Genomic DNA, 12,872 nt, shown 5'->3' on the forward strand with positions numbered 1-12,872 from the left:
AGAGTGAGTCGATGGGGCTGGAGAATGATCGAGGCAGTCGGCCTGACCAAGCGCTACGGCGCGAAGACGGCCGTGGACGACCTTTCCTTCACGGTGCGGCCGGGGGCCGTCACCGGCTTCCTCGGACCCAACGGGTCGGGTAAATCCACGACCATGCGGATGATTCTCGGCCTGGACCGGCCGACGGCGGGCCATGTGACGGTCTGCGGGCACCCCTACCGGAGCCTGCCGAACGCGCCGCGACAGGTGGGTGCGCTGCTGGACGCCAAGGCCGTGCACGGCGGGCGGACCGCCCGCACCCACCTGCTGTCGCTGGCCCAGCTGGCCGGGATCCCGGCCCGGCGAGTGGACGAGGTGCTGGGGGTCGTCGGCCTCCAGGACGTCGCCAAGCGGCGCTCCAGCGGCTTCTCACTGGGCATGGGGCAGCGGCTGGGGATCGCGGCGGCGCTGCTCGGGGACCCGCAGGTGCTGCTCTTCGACGAGCCGGTCAACGGTCTCGACCCCGAGGGCATCCACTGGGTCCGCAACCTGATGAAGACGCTGGCGGCCGAGGGGCGCACGGTCTTCGTCTCCAGCCATCTGATGAGCGAGATGGCCCTCACCGCCGACCATCTGATCGTGATCGGGCGCGGCCGGCTGCTCTCCGACATGAGCGTCACCGACTTCATCTCGGCGAACTCCGCCGACTTCGCCCGGGTCCGGGTGCCCACCGGCGCCCCCGAGGAGCGGGAGAAGCTGACGAGCTCGCTCATCGAGGCGGGCGGCAGCGTGATGTCCGAGCCGGACGGCGCCCTGCGCGTCACCGGTCTGCCGCTGCCGAGGATCAGCGACCTGGCCCACGGGGCCGACGTACGGCTCTGGGAGCTGTCGCCGCACCGGGCCTCGCTGGAGGAGGCGTACATGCGGATGACGCAGGGCGTCGTGGACTACCGCTCGACGGACGACGCCAAGGCGGGGCTCCTGGAGCCTGTGGAGGGGCCCTACGGGGCCGTTCAGGACGGTTACGGGGCCGAGCCCGGCCCCGGGCCGCTCCGGCCGGAGGCGGTCCAGCAGAGCTGGTACGCCCCGCCGCCGCCCGGAGCGGGCCGGGCCGCGCCCGCCCCCTCCCTCACGTCCACCCCCGAGCCCTCCTCCGCCGCCCCGGCCGGGGAGCAGACCAGCGAGGACCCCCGATGACGACGCCGGCCGCCGAGCAGGCCCACGAGCACCCGCAGCCGGAGCTTCCGGTGTCCTACGAGTCGCCCATCCCGATCCGCCACGCCACGCTCGGCGACGCGGTCGCCTCGGAGTGGACGAAGATCCGCTCCGTCCGCTCCACGATGTGGACGCTGGGCGTGATGATCGTGCTGATGGTGGCGATCGGCCTGATGGCCGCGCTGCTGGTCGCCGCGGCCGACACCGATCTGGGCGGCGAGCCGGTCGTGGGCCTCGGCTTCTTCGGGGTGCTGCTGGGCTCGATCTGCGTGATCACCCTCGGTGTGCTGACCATCGGTTCCGAGTACAGCACCGGCATGATCCGTACGACGCTGACGGCGTGCCCGAGCCGGGCCCGGGTGCTGACGGCGAAGGCGATCGTCTTCTTCCTGCTCACCTTCACCATCACCACGGTCACCGCCACGGTCGTCGCGGCGTTCCAGACGGTGATCCTGGGCGGCGGCGTCGAATCCGGTTCCGTATGGCTGCGCGCCACCGTGGGCGTCGGGCTCTACATCGCGGCCCTGGGCCTCATGTCGCTGGCCGTCGGCGCGATCATCCGGCACTCGGCGGGCGCCATCACGGTCATGATCGCGGTGGTGCTGCTGCCGCTGGTCCTCGCGCTGTTCATGCTCTCCGAGAGCCTGCGCGGGCTTCAGCTCTTCCTCCTGGAGTACTCGATCCCCACCCAGCTCGCCGCGCTGTACGGCTCGGGGATCACCGACTCCAGCCCCTCCGGCTGGACGCCGGTGCTGCTGATGCTGGTCCTCGCGGCCGTGGCCATGGGCGGCGCCTACCTGGTGCTGGACCGGCGCGACGTCTGAGGCGCGACGGCTGAGGCACGGCGTCCGGCCGGGCGTCAGGCGCTCAGTAGCGCGGTGCGTTCCTGGACCGCTGCACCCGGGTGGTGCGGCGGTCCTTCGCGTTCCAGCAGGCCTTGTGCCAGTGCCTGCGGTCGTCGATGCCGCCGAACTCGGGCCAGGCGACGAGGTGCGGGACGCCGGAGGGGATCTCCTGGTCGCAGCCGGGGCAGCGGTACCGCTTGCCCTGGGCGCTCGCCCCGCTCACCGGGCGCACCGACCACTCCTCGCCCTGCCAGCTCTCGGTCGCCCCTCCCCCGCCGTACCGCCCCGGCGCCGTACCGGGGTGTTCGTCGGGACTGTCGCCGCCACGGGGGCGGTTGCGGCGCGGGGACACGGGACACCTCACGGGAGCGGTTCGGGCACGGTGGCAACAAGCCTAGAGGCTGCCGCCGGGGGCAGGTGCCGGGTGGGGCGGGGCCGTGCGGTCCGGCACGTTCGGGCACGGGAGTGAGTTAGCGGAAAATCGCAACAACTTCGCGCCGGACCGTGCCTTTGGCACGTGTCAGACGTTGTTGCCAGTGGGGGAGACACGCGTCGGCCGCAAGGAGGCAACACGCGATGCGCATCGGAACGTTCGTTCTGGCAGCCCAGTTCCCGGGACAGGGACCCGGCGAGGCCCTGCACCGGGCCGTCCGCTCCGCCGAGGCGGCGGAGGAGTCCGGGCTCGACTCGGTCTGGCTGGCCGAGCACCACTTCGTGCCGTACGGGGTCTGCCCGTCCGCCACCACGCTGGCCGCGCTGCTGCTGGGCCGGACGCGCAGGATCCGGGTCGGCACGGCCGTCAGCGTGCTGCCCAACCACCACCCCGTCGCCCTCGGCGAACAGGCCGCGCTGCTCCATCTGACCAGCGGCGGACGGTTCTCGCTCGGGGTGGGCCGGGGCGGGCCCTGGGTGGATCTGGAGGTCTTCGGGGGCGGTCTCGACGCGTACGAGAACGGCTTCCCCGAGGCGCTGGAGCTGCTGCTCGACTGGCTGCGGGAGCCGCGGGTCGCCGGGCGCGGGGAGCGGTTCGGCTTCCGTGAGGTGGCGGTGGTGCCGCGCGCGGACGAGCTGCTGGCCGGGCCGTCGGAGGGTCCGGCGGAGGCGCCGTCGGAGGGTCCCGAGGTGATCGTGGCGTGCACCTCGCCCAAGACCGTGCGGCTGGCGGCGGGCCGGGCGCTGCCGATGCTGCTGGGCATGCACTGCGGGGACGAGGAGAAGGCGGAGATGGTCGCCCTGTGGCGTACGGCGGCCCGGGAGGCCGGTCATCCGCCGGACGTGGTCGAGGGGGCCGCACATGTGTCCGCGGGGGTGGCCCAGATCGCGGACGGCCCCGGGGACGCCACGGAGACGCTGGTGAAGACGATGCCCGGCTGGCTGCGTCAGGGGCTGGACGCCCATGTCACGGTCGACGACCGGCACCGCGTGATGCGGGACCCGGTCGCGTACACGGAACTGCTGTGCGGGCTGCATCCGGTGGGCCCGCCGAAGCTGGCCGCCGACCGGCTCGCGGCCACGGCCGAGCGGACCGGCATCACCCGCTTCGCCCTCCTGGTGGAGGGGTCGGGCGACCTCGCGGCGACCGAGGAGAACGTGCGGCGCCTGGGCGCGGACGTGCTGCCGCTGCTCACCTGACCTGCGCCTGTGCATGGGGACGACCTCGCGTGGAACGTGGTGCGGTGGTACGGGAGCTGCCGCCCCGGAGCCAGTTGCACCTCCCGCGGCCCGAAGCGGCAGCAGAAGCGCTCAGCAGTCCCGTAGTCCGGGCGACTGGTTGAGCAACTGGCCCCTCACCGAAGTGAACTTGGCCAGCCGGTCGTCAACCGAGGCGTCCAGGGGGAACACCGCGACGCGGTGGCAGTTCTGGAAGGCGATACGTACTCCGAAGTGCCGCTGGAGCGCGCCGCGTATCGCATCACTCGCGAGCGCGCGCAGCAGCTGACCACGTGCCTGCTCGTCCGGCGGCGGCGTCTGGTTGTCGGCGAACTGGCCGCCGTCGACCTTCAGCTGAGCCACCAGAGAGCTGATCATCTCCCACGCGAAAGGCAGGGAGGTCCGGACGCAGTCGACGAAGTCGGCTTCGTCGACCTCGCCTCGCTCGGCCTGTTCCAACAGCGCCGGTGAGACGTCGAGCGACATGGGTTCTCCTCTCGCGACCCCGGACGGTGACCGGGGCCTTACGGGCAGGGAAGAAGGGCGACGACGCAGCGTGCACGGGCGGCGACCTCCTGCATCCACGTTAAGCGCGCGGTGGGGGCCGCACCAGGAGATTGGGAACACAACCGGCCACCAACGAAGGGGCGCAAAGAGGGGCAAGCCCACTGCGCCCCTCTTCGGTGAGGAGCGAGTGACAGGGGTCGACAGGTGGGGAAATCGCGTCGGGGCCCCGTCGTCGAGTAGCGTTGCCGACCATGCGTCTCGTCATCGCCCGTTGCTCCGTGGACTACGCGGGCCGGCTCACAGCCCACCTGCCCTCCGCCCCCCGTCTGATCCTGGTGAAGGCGGACGGCAGCGTCTCGATCCACGCCGACGACCGGGCGTACAAACCGCTCAACTGGATGTCACCGCCGTGTGCCCTGAAGGTCGGCACCGGCGACGACGAAGGCATCTGGACGGTGGTGAACAAGGCGGGCGAAAAACTGATCATCACGATGGAGGAAATCCTCCACGACTCCTCGTACGAGCTGGGCGTGGACCCGGGGCTCATCAAGGACGGCGTGGAAGCACACCTCCAGGAGCTGCTCGCCGACCGGATCGAGATCCTGGGCGAGGGCCACACCCTGATCCGCCGTGAGTACCCCACCGCCATCGGCCCGGTGGACATCCTCTGCCGGGACGCGGAGGGGCGGACGGTGGCCGTGGAGCTGAAGCGGCGCGGTGACATCGACGGGGTGGAGCAGCTGACCCGCTATCTGGAGCTGCTCAACCGCGACCCGCACCTCGCGCCGGTCAGGGGCGTCTTCGCGGCCCAGGAGATCAAGCCGCAGGCCCGGGTCCTCGCGACGGACCGGGGCATCGGCTGCGTGGTGCTCGACTACGACGCGATGCGCGGCATCGAGGACGACAAGCTGCGCCTGTTCTGACCGCCCGCCCCCGAACGACCGGAGCCGGGCACCCCTTTGACGGGGTGCCCGGCTTCCGTGTGTCGGGGCTTCGGTGTGTCAGGCGTCCGTCTCCGTGGGGTCGTCGCCCGCCGTCGGGGCACTGGCACTGGCGCTGACCGACTCGGCGGGGCCGCTGGCGGAGGTGGAGGTGTCCGGCTCGCCCGGGGGCTCCTCGGTCGGCGTCTCGGTCGGCGGGGTCGTCGGTGTCTCGGTGGGCGGCGTGGTCGGGGGCGTGGTGGGCGGGGTCGTCGGCGGCTTGGTCGGCGTGGTCGGCCCGCCGCTCGGGGACGGCCCGTCGGAGGTCGGGTCGGTGGGCGGCGGGCTGGACGGCTCGTCCGTGCCCGGCGGGCTCCCGTCCGGCGACGAGGGGCCCGGGGAGGGCGAGCCGGAGGTGGTGGGCGCCACCGGCACCGAGGGAACGGGTTCGACGGGCGCCTCGTCGCCGGGGGTGCGGTCGTCCGGTGCGGGGCCCTGGTCCGGCTCGTCGGCGGGGAGCCCGTCGTCGGTCGCGCCCTCGGTGGCCGACTGCTCGGTGGTGACGTTGCGGCTGCCCGGCGCCTCGGGGCCGTTCGCGGCGAGGCCGAGGGCGACCACCGTGCCGAGCACCCCGACCAGCAGCGCGCCCGCCCCGGCGGCGGCCAGGTTGCGCCGCGCACCGCCCAGGATCGCGCGCCCGCCGCCCCGCTTCGGCGCGGGGACGTTCAGGGGGGCGGCCACCGTGGTGGGCTCCTCCTCCTGCCGGACGAACGGCGGCAGGCCCGGGAACCCGCCCGGCGGCGTACCGGGGAAGTCCTGGTGTACGGCGGGGATGTCGTCGCCCGCCTGGACCAGCCCCGGGGAGACCAGGCCGCCGGAGCGGTCCGTGACCAGGGCGAGGGCCCGGCGTCCGGCCACCGCCCCGGACTTGTCGGCGAGCGCGCCGCGCATGGAGATCGAGGTCTCCAGCTCCGTACGGGCCCGGTCGAGGTTGCCGGTGCAGAGCGCGAGAACGCCCAACTCATGGTGGAAGTACGCCTCTTCGGCGACCTCACCGGCGATCCGGGCGGCCTCCTGGCCCGCCCTGAGCGCCTTCTCCCAGGCGCCCCAGCTCAACCCCGCGGCGAGGGCGGGAGCGGCGCTGCGGGCCAGCAGGACGGCCGCGCTGGCCTGGCCCGCCTCGCCGTCGGGGACCAGGCGGCCCATCGCGGCGACGACGGCGTCGGCCTCGGCGGCGGCCCGCTGCGGGGTGACCGAGGGGTGCGAGATCCACCAGGCGTAGTGCTGGGCGGCCGTACGAGCATGGGCGGCGGCGCCCTCCGCGTAGCCGCCGGCCTCCAGCTGGGCCAGGACTCCGGCGGCGAGCCGGTAGCGGGGGCCCGCCGGGGAGAGCAGTCCGCAGCTCGCCAGTTCGCCGAGGGCCGCGTCCGCGTGGGTGTCGCCCACGAGGGCCGGCAGATGGGCCTGGTGCGGCACCTCGCCGCCGAGCGCGACGGTGAAGCGCAGGGTCTCGCGGGCCGCCTCGCTGAGCCGGGAGGCGAGCAGCACGGCGGGCGCGGCCCCTTCGCCGAGGCTCGGCAGCGGCACGTCCAGGGTCTCGGGCGTGGGGGCTTCGGGGACCGGGGGCGCGTCGTCCGGGCGTGGCTCGAAGTAGTCGTACTCGTCGAAGGCCGTGGGGTCGGTGTTGAGCAGGTCGCGCTGACGCAGCAGCGATCCGGCCTGGACGAAGCGCAGCGGCAGCCCCTCGGACTCGAACCAGAGGTCGCCCGCCCAGTTCCGCTCCTCCTCGGTGAGGGGGCGCTCGACGACCTTCTCCAGCAGCTCCAGTGAGGCGGAACGGCCGAGCCCGGCGAGGAGGACCTCCTCCAGGCGGGCGTCGGCGCCGGGGGCGGTGAGGTCGGGGGTGGTGCCGAGAAGGAAGGCGCACTCGGGGGTGGCTTCCAGGAGCCCGTCGAGGGCCGCTCCGCCAATCTCCAGGTCGTCGATGACCACGACGGCGCCGATGGAGCGGACGAGGGCGAGCAGTTCCTCGGGGCCGGGGCGGTGCAGCGGGGCGTGGTGGATCGCGTCGAAGAGGCCGTACAGCAGGTCGGCGGCGGTGCGCCGGTGGCCGTTGAGCCGTACGACACCGTCGGGGGCCAGGTCCGCGCAGTCGGCGGCGACGGCGGCCAGCAGCGCGGTGCGGCCGGAGCCTGCCTGGCCGGTGAGGCGGACGCTGCGGCCCCGGGCCAGCAGGCCCACCAGCCGCTCGCGCTCCTCCTGCCGCTCCAGCAGGGGCAGCTGAAGGGCGGGCGGGCCCGCCGGGACGGGTGGTGCGCCGGCGCGCTCGTGGTCGGCGCGGTCGGCGGGGGTGCGGCGGACGGGTGCGGCGGGCTCCGCGCCGGGCGGGCAGGCCTCGACCTCGCTGCCGTCGACGGGGTTGACCGTGAGCAGGAGGTCGCCCGCCGTGAGCTGGACGACGCGGACCTGCTGCGGTGCCGGCTGCCCGAAGTCGGCGGCGTTGGACTCACGGGACGGCCTCCGCCGCCCGTCGGAACGGTCGTGTTCCGGCCCGTACTCCTCCGGCCCCTGGTGTGTCGGGTCCATCAACAAGTCCCCCAGACGCGTCGCGCTCGGTTGCCCCTCCGGCCTCGCACGCCTCGCTGTCGCTTCCGGTCCGGTGTCTGCCACGGGTGGGTGTCATGGGGCAGACGGCCCGAACCCTAGACCTTCGCACAGTATCCACGCGCGGGCGGGGTGCCATGCCGTCCGGGACGTCACATTCCGGTGAGGATTGCGCGTCTTCTGCCCCCGTCCGGCTCAGACGCGCGGCAGTGAATCGGCGGCGATCCCGCCCTCGATCGCCAGGATGCGGTGCAGCCGGGTGGCCACCAGGAGCCGCTGCATCTGCGGCGGAACGCCGCGCAGCACGAGCCGGCGTCCGGCCCGCCCGGCCCGGCGGTGGGCCCCCATGATGACGCCGAGCCCGGTGGCGTCCCAGGAATTCAGCTCGGTCAGGTCCAGCACGAGATCGCCGACTCCGTCGTCGACGGCCGAGTGGAGGACCGTACGGGCGTCCGCCGCGCTTCGGACGTCGAGGCGGCCCCCGACGACCAGCTCGGCGTGGTCGCCCCTGATATGCATATGCGCTCCCCTGCTGTTGTCCGTAGCGAGGTCCGTCTGTCTCTTCTGTCTCTCCCACAACTGACTGCCGCGACGACAGGGAAGTTGCCGTCTGTAAGCGAACCGATACCGAATTCACTCGGTGGAGTGACGTCGGTTCGTCGGAGACGGGACACTGCCGGGTACACTTCCCGGCCCTCCGGGCTCCCCCGGCCCTGACGGCGGCGGGCCGACGGGCCGGGGGTGCGGCTGCGGTCAGTACGTGTAGAAGCCCTGCCCGCTCTTGCGCCCGATGTCACCTGCGTCGACCATCCGGCGCATCAGCTCGGGGGCGGCGAACTTCTCGTCCTGGGACTCGGTGTAGATGTTGCCGGTGGCGTGGAGCAGGATGTCGACGCCGGTCAGGTCGGCCGTGGCGAGCGGGCCCATGGCGTGGCCGAACCCGAGCTTGCAGGCGGTGTCGATGTCCTCGGCCGTGGCCACGCCCGACTCGTACAGCTTGGCGGCCTCGACAACGAGGGCCGAGATGAGCCGGGTGGTGACGAAGCCCGCCACATCGCGGTTGACGACGATGCAGGTCTTGCCGACCGACTCGGCGAACTCCCGCGCGGTGGCGAGCGTTTCGTCACTGGTCTTGTAGCCGCGTACGAGCTCGCAGAGCTGCATCATCGGGACCGGCGAGAAGAAGTGCACGCCGACCACGCGCTCCGGACGCTCCGTCACGGCCGCGATCTTGGTGATCGGGATGGCGGAGGTGTTCGAGGCGAGCACGGTGTTCTCGCCGACGACCTTGTCCAGGGCGCGGAAGATCTCGTGCTTGACCTCCAGCTTCTCGAAGACCGCCTCCACCACGACATCCACGTCCGCGACGGCGTCGAGATCGGTGGTCGTGGTGATGCGGGCGAGCGCGGCCTCGGCGTCGGACGCCTCCAGCTTGCCCTTGGAGACGAACTTGTCGTACGAGGCCTTGATGCCGTCCAGACCGCGGGTCAGCGCCGCGTCGGTGACATCCCGCAGCACGACGTCCCAGCCCGCCTGGGCGGAGACCTGCGCGATCCCGGATCCCATGAGTCCGGCCCCGATGACGGCGAGCTTCCTGGCCACGTTCGCACCCCTTGTTCTCTGTCCGCCTCTGCGGCATCTGTTCACGGCGGTTCACATTGCTCTCCGGCGGAGATTAGTACCCGTCGGGGGCGCTGTGGCCGTGAAGAGATGCGCGTCACGTCTCGAATGACGGACATCACACCGAGACGCGTCATTCGGCTCCGTGCCACGCGTAGTTGAGGGTGCGGGCCTCACTACGCTGGACCCATGGTCAATCTGACGCGCATCTACACCCGGACCGGCGACCAGGGCACCACGGCCCTCGGCGACATGAGCCGTACCGCCAAGACCGATCTGCGGATCGCGGCGTACGCGGACGCCAACGAGGCCAACGCGGCGATCGGGGCCGCCGTCGCGCTGGGGCAGCTCTCCGAGGACGTGGTGAAGGTCCTCGTACGGGTCCAGAACGACCTCTTCGACGTGGGCGCCGACCTGTCCACCCCGGTGGTGGCGGAGCCCGAGTACCCGCCGCTGCGGGTCGAGCAGAGTTACGTGGACAAGCTGGAGGCGGACTGCGACCGCTTCCTGGAGGAGTTGGAGAAGCTCCGCAGCTTCATCCTTCCCGGGGGTACGCCGGGGGCCGCCCTGCTCCACCAGGCGTGCACCGTGGTCCGGCGCGCGGAGCGGTCCACCTGGGCGGCGCTGGAGGTGCACGGGGAGTCGATGAACACCCTGACCGCCACCTACCTCAACCGCCTCTCCGACCTCCTGTTCATCCTGGCGCGGAGCGCGAACAAGGAGGTCGGGGACGTGCTGTGGGTGCCGGGCGGCGAGCGCTGACGCCACCGGACGGAGGCGTACCGCTTCCCGGCCGGATGCCACCGGGCGGGGGGCCGTCCTACTTCTCGGCCGGCTCCCGCTCGGCGGCGGTCTCCTCGTGGCCCTCCGGGGCCCGCTTCGGGAAGAGCGTGTAGTACGCGGCGACGGCCGTGCTGATGCCGATCACCCAGCCCATCTTCTGCTGCCACATCCGCAGCGTGCTGATGTCCCCGCCGGGGCCGACGTACCAGACCGCCGCCTGGAGCAGCGCCACCGCGGTCACTCCGGCGAGCACCCAGCGGGCGGCCGAGCGCCACTCGTGGACGGCGCGGGCCCGGCCGTACTCCGGCGCCTTCACCGGGGGCGGGCCGCCGAACCAGCGGTGGGCGACCCAGGCGTCCACCTTCTTGATGGTGTGGTGGCCGAGGCCCACCGTGAAGCCGATGTAGACGGCGGCCAGACCGTGCTTCCAGTCGGGCTCGGCCCCGCTCTTCAGGTCGACCGCCGTCACCACCAGCAGTACGACCTCCAGCAGCGGCTCGCAGAGCAGCACGGCCGCGCCGAGCTTCGGCTTCTTCGCGACGTACCGCAGCGCGAGCCCGGCGGCCAGCAGCACCCAGAAGGCGACCTCGCAGAGCACGATCAGTAGGGCGATCACCGTTTCTCTCCTCCCGTTCCCCTTCAGCCTCCCGTCCCCGGGGCGGGAAGGCGTCGTCGGCAGTGACGAAACGGGGCTGCATCCTTCGATGTAGTCGCGCATCGGCCTGCGAAGGGAGGCCCGGCGGCGGTGGTGCGTGTTGGATGGAGGGGTGCCCTCCTCGCTCCGCCCCCGCCGCGACGATGTGCTCCTCGCCGTCTCCGGGCTGGCCGGGGGCCTGATCCTGTGGCTGCTCGGCCTCCACACCCAGGGCGGCCGCCCCTTCTACGCACCCTGGATCACCCTCGTACCGCTGACCGTGATGGCCTCGATGGAGCTGCTGCGGCGCAGCGCCCCGCGGACGGCGCTGACCGTCGCCGCGCTCGCGCTGATCACGGACCAGTTCACCCGGGGGAATCTGGCGACCGTCCTGATGTTCACGGACGTCATGTACGCGGCCGTGCTGTACGGGACCCCCGCCGCCGCCCGCCGTCTCCCGGTGGCCACCCTCCTGATCGCCATCGCGTCCACGATCGGCTTCCTGGCCTGGTTCCGCACCCCGGAGGCGCTGCTGATCGGCGTCGTCATCGGGCTGGTCTGCTTCATTCCCGCCCTGACCGGGGTCAGTGTCCGCAGCCACCGCGCCGCCGCCGAGGCCGCCCGGCTGGCCGCCGAACAGACCGCGCGGCTGGCCGAGATGGACCGGATCCAGGCGGTGGTCGCCGAGCGGGCCCGGATGGCGCGGGAGCTGCACGACATGGTGGCCAACCACCTCTCCGCCGTCGCGATCCACTCCACGGCGGCCCTGTCCATCGACGATCCGGAGACCTCGCGGAGCGCGCTGAAGGTGATCCGGGAGAACAGCGTCGAGGGACTCGCGGAGATGCGGCGGCTGATCGGGCTGCTGCGCGAGGGCGGGGAGGACGGTGCCCCGGCCGCCGCGCCGACGCTCGTCTCCCTGGACGCCCTGATCGAGCAGACGAACACCAACGGCGCGCCGGGCGGGCTGGTCTGCACGCTCCGGGACTCCCGCGCGGGGAGCGCCGGTCCGCTGCCGACACCGGTCGAGTTCGCCGCGTACCGCATCGTGCAGGAGTCCCTGACCAACGCCCTCAAACACGCCGCTCCGGGGCCGGTGACCGTGCGGCTCGACCTTGCCGACGAGGTGCTGACGGTCGAGGTGACCAGCGTGTTCGGCAGCCGCCCCGGGCCCACGGCGCCGGGTTCGGGCGCCGGTCTGGTGGGGATGCGGGAGCGGGTGGCGCTGCTCGGCGGAACGTTCCGGGCGCGGGCCGAGCCGGACGGCGACGACACCAAGATCTGGTGGGTACGGGCCGAACTGCCCGTACGGGAAAGGGAGATGCGGGAATGACGATCCGGGTACTGGTGGCCGAGGACCAGGCGGCCGTGCGCGCGGGGCTGGTGCTGATCCTCTCCAGCGCGCCGGACATCGAGGTCGTCGGGGAGGCGGAGGACGGTGAGGCGGCGGTGCGGCTGGCGCGTGAGATCCGGCCGGATCTGGTCCTGATGGACGTACAGATGCCCCGGCTGGACGGGGTGTCGGCGACGCGGCAGGTGGTGGCGGAGGAGCTGGCCGACGTCCTGGTCCTGACCACGTTCGACCTGGACGCGTACGTGTTCGGGGCGCTGCGGGCGGGGGCCTCGGGCTTCCTGCTGAAGAACACCGACGCCCACGACCTGCTGGAGGCGGTACGGACGGTGGCGCGCGGCGAGGGGCTGATCGCCCCGGCCGTGACGCGCCGGCTGATCGCGGAGTTCGCGGGGGCGCGAAGCGTACGTCACGCGGGTGCGGCCGATCCGGCGGTGCTGGACGCCCTGACCCGGCGCGAGCGGGAGGTGCTGGGGTGTCTGGGCGAGGGGCTGTCGAACGCGGAGATCGCGCTGCGGCTCTCGATGGCCGAGGCGACGGTGAAGACGCACGTCAGCCGGTTGCTGGCCAAGCTGGGGCTGCGGAGCCGGGTCCAGGCGGCCGTACTGGCACAGGAGTTGGGGGTCTGATCCGGGCCGCTCCCGGACCTCTGATCTTTGGTCCAGACCTCTTGACGATTGGTCCAGACCTTCCTAGTGTCACCCATCACACACTGCGGTGAGTACGAGAGCACCCGTACTCAGGGCGGCGCAGGGTTTGCAGTC

General features: G+C 72.5%; 13 protein-coding genes. 7 read left to right on the forward strand and 6 right to left on the reverse strand.

From position 1 onward, the window contains the following. Positions 1–24: 24 nt before the first annotated feature. Both ACFW9Z_RS16635 and ACFW9Z_RS16640 read left to right on the forward strand, forming a co-directional pair. Positions 25–1,176, forward strand: a complete 1,152-nt coding sequence (locus ACFW9Z_RS16635) for an ATP-binding cassette domain-containing protein (RefSeq protein ID WP_384640663.1) — start codon at positions 25–27, stop codon at positions 1,174–1,176. Then, positions 1,173–2,018 carry an ABC transporter permease subunit gene (locus tag ACFW9Z_RS16640; protein WP_384640665.1) on the forward strand — a complete coding sequence of 282 codons (846 nt, stop codon included), beginning with the start codon at positions 1,173–1,175 and terminating at the stop codon, positions 2,016–2,018. The genes ACFW9Z_RS16635 and ACFW9Z_RS16640 overlap by 4 nt, the downstream gene beginning before the upstream one ends. Before the next feature lie 43 nt (positions 2,019–2,061). On the opposite strand, the gene ACFW9Z_RS16645 is transcribed toward ACFW9Z_RS16640, so the two are convergent. Next, positions 2,062–2,391, reverse strand: coding sequence for an ATP/GTP-binding protein (locus ACFW9Z_RS16645; RefSeq protein ID WP_384640668.1), 330 nt, complete (start codon positions 2,389–2,391; stop codon positions 2,062–2,064). 224 nt (positions 2,392–2,615) lie between these two features. Between ACFW9Z_RS16645 and ACFW9Z_RS16650 the strand changes: the two genes are divergently transcribed. Then, a complete protein-coding gene (locus ACFW9Z_RS16650) occupies positions 2,616–3,671 on the forward strand; it encodes an LLM class flavin-dependent oxidoreductase (protein WP_384640671.1) in 1,056 nt (351 codons plus the stop codon). A gap of 111 nt (positions 3,672–3,782) precedes the next feature. On the opposite strand, the gene ACFW9Z_RS16655 is transcribed toward ACFW9Z_RS16650, so the two are convergent. After that, positions 3,783–4,175 carry an SCO5389 family protein gene (locus ACFW9Z_RS16655; protein ID WP_018958973.1) on the reverse strand — a complete coding sequence of 131 codons (393 nt, stop codon included), beginning with the start codon at positions 4,173–4,175 and terminating at the stop codon, positions 3,783–3,785. Between the two features lie 272 nt (positions 4,176–4,447). Between ACFW9Z_RS16655 and nucS the strand changes: the two genes are divergently transcribed. Next, on the forward strand, positions 4,448–5,119 hold the full coding sequence (gene nucS / locus ACFW9Z_RS16660; RefSeq protein ID WP_384640674.1) for an endonuclease NucS: 672 nt from the start codon (positions 4,448–4,450) through the stop codon (positions 5,117–5,119). A 78-nt stretch (positions 5,120–5,197) separates the two neighbouring features. Here nucS and ACFW9Z_RS16665 read toward each other — a convergent pair whose 3' ends face one another. From ACFW9Z_RS16665 to ACFW9Z_RS16675, 3 genes are all read right to left on the reverse strand, one after another. After that, a complete protein-coding gene (locus ACFW9Z_RS16665; RefSeq protein ID WP_384640677.1) occupies positions 5,198–7,702 on the reverse strand; it encodes an ATP-binding protein in 2,505 nt (834 codons plus the stop codon). A gap of 213 nt (positions 7,703–7,915) precedes the next feature. Further along, positions 7,916–8,239 (reverse strand): STAS domain-containing protein, encoded by a 324-nt coding sequence (locus ACFW9Z_RS16670; protein WP_084749372.1) that lies wholly within the window; start codon positions 8,237–8,239, stop codon positions 7,916–7,918. Positions 8,240–8,473: 234 nt separating this feature from the next. After that, complete coding sequence (locus ACFW9Z_RS16675; protein ID WP_030569100.1) at positions 8,474–9,322, reverse strand: 3-hydroxyacyl-CoA dehydrogenase family protein; 849 nt, start codon at positions 9,320–9,322, stop codon at positions 8,474–8,476. A gap of 207 nt (positions 9,323–9,529) precedes the next feature. Between ACFW9Z_RS16675 and ACFW9Z_RS16680 the strand changes: the two genes are divergently transcribed. Continuing rightward, a complete protein-coding gene (locus tag ACFW9Z_RS16680; RefSeq protein WP_384640681.1) occupies positions 9,530–10,102 on the forward strand; it encodes a cob(I)yrinic acid a,c-diamide adenosyltransferase in 573 nt (190 codons plus the stop codon). Between the two features lie 58 nt (positions 10,103–10,160). Here ACFW9Z_RS16680 and ACFW9Z_RS16685 read toward each other — a convergent pair whose 3' ends face one another. Then, complete coding sequence (locus ACFW9Z_RS16685) at positions 10,161–10,739, reverse strand: hypothetical protein (protein WP_384640684.1); 579 nt, start codon at positions 10,737–10,739, stop codon at positions 10,161–10,163. Positions 10,740–10,890: 151 nt separating this feature from the next. Between ACFW9Z_RS16685 and ACFW9Z_RS16690 the strand changes: the two genes are divergently transcribed. Both ACFW9Z_RS16690 and ACFW9Z_RS16695 read left to right on the forward strand, forming a co-directional pair. Further along, positions 10,891–12,090, forward strand: coding sequence for a sensor histidine kinase (locus ACFW9Z_RS16690; protein ID WP_384640686.1), 1,200 nt, complete (start codon positions 10,891–10,893; stop codon positions 12,088–12,090). Further along, positions 12,087–12,737 (forward strand): response regulator, encoded by a 651-nt coding sequence (locus ACFW9Z_RS16695; RefSeq protein ID WP_384640689.1) that lies wholly within the window; start codon positions 12,087–12,089, stop codon positions 12,735–12,737. Before ACFW9Z_RS16690 ends, ACFW9Z_RS16695 begins: the two co-directional genes overlap by 4 nt. Positions 12,738–12,872 lie beyond the last annotated feature (135 nt).

The sequence above is a fragment of the Streptomyces sp. NPDC059452 genome, assembly GCF_042750035.1.
GTDB lineage: Bacteria > Actinomycetota > Actinomycetes > Streptomycetales > Streptomycetaceae > Streptomyces.

What these genes read in the sequence shown, in the direction of transcription:
- ACFW9Z_RS16640 (WP_384640665.1), top strand. Translation starts at nt 1,173, where the DNA reads ATGACGACGCCGGCCGCCGAGCAGGCCCACGAGCACCCGCAGCCGGAG.
- ACFW9Z_RS16650 (WP_384640671.1), top strand. Translation starts at nt 2,616, where the DNA reads ATGCGCATCGGAACGTTCGTTCTGGCAGCCCAGTTCCCGGGACAGGGA.
- ACFW9Z_RS16670 (WP_084749372.1), bottom strand. Translation starts at nt 8,239, where the DNA reads ATGCATATCAGGGGCGACCACGCCGAGCTGGTCGTCGGGGGCCGCCTC.
- ACFW9Z_RS16680 (WP_384640681.1), top strand. Translation starts at nt 9,530, where the DNA reads ATGGTCAATCTGACGCGCATCTACACCCGGACCGGCGACCAGGGCACC.
- ACFW9Z_RS16695 (WP_384640689.1), top strand. Translation starts at nt 12,087, where the DNA reads ATGACGATCCGGGTACTGGTGGCCGAGGACCAGGCGGCCGTGCGCGCG.
- ACFW9Z_RS16665 (WP_384640677.1), bottom strand. Translation starts at nt 7,702, where the DNA reads ATGGACCCGACACACCAGGGGCCGGAGGAGTACGGGCCGGAACACGAC.
- ACFW9Z_RS16655 (WP_018958973.1), bottom strand. Translation starts at nt 4,175, where the DNA reads ATGTCGCTCGACGTCTCACCGGCGCTGTTGGAACAGGCCGAGCGAGGC.
- nucS (WP_384640674.1), top strand. Translation starts at nt 4,448, where the DNA reads ATGCGTCTCGTCATCGCCCGTTGCTCCGTGGACTACGCGGGCCGGCTC.
- ACFW9Z_RS16635 (WP_384640663.1), top strand. Translation starts at nt 25, where the DNA reads ATGATCGAGGCAGTCGGCCTGACCAAGCGCTACGGCGCGAAGACGGCC.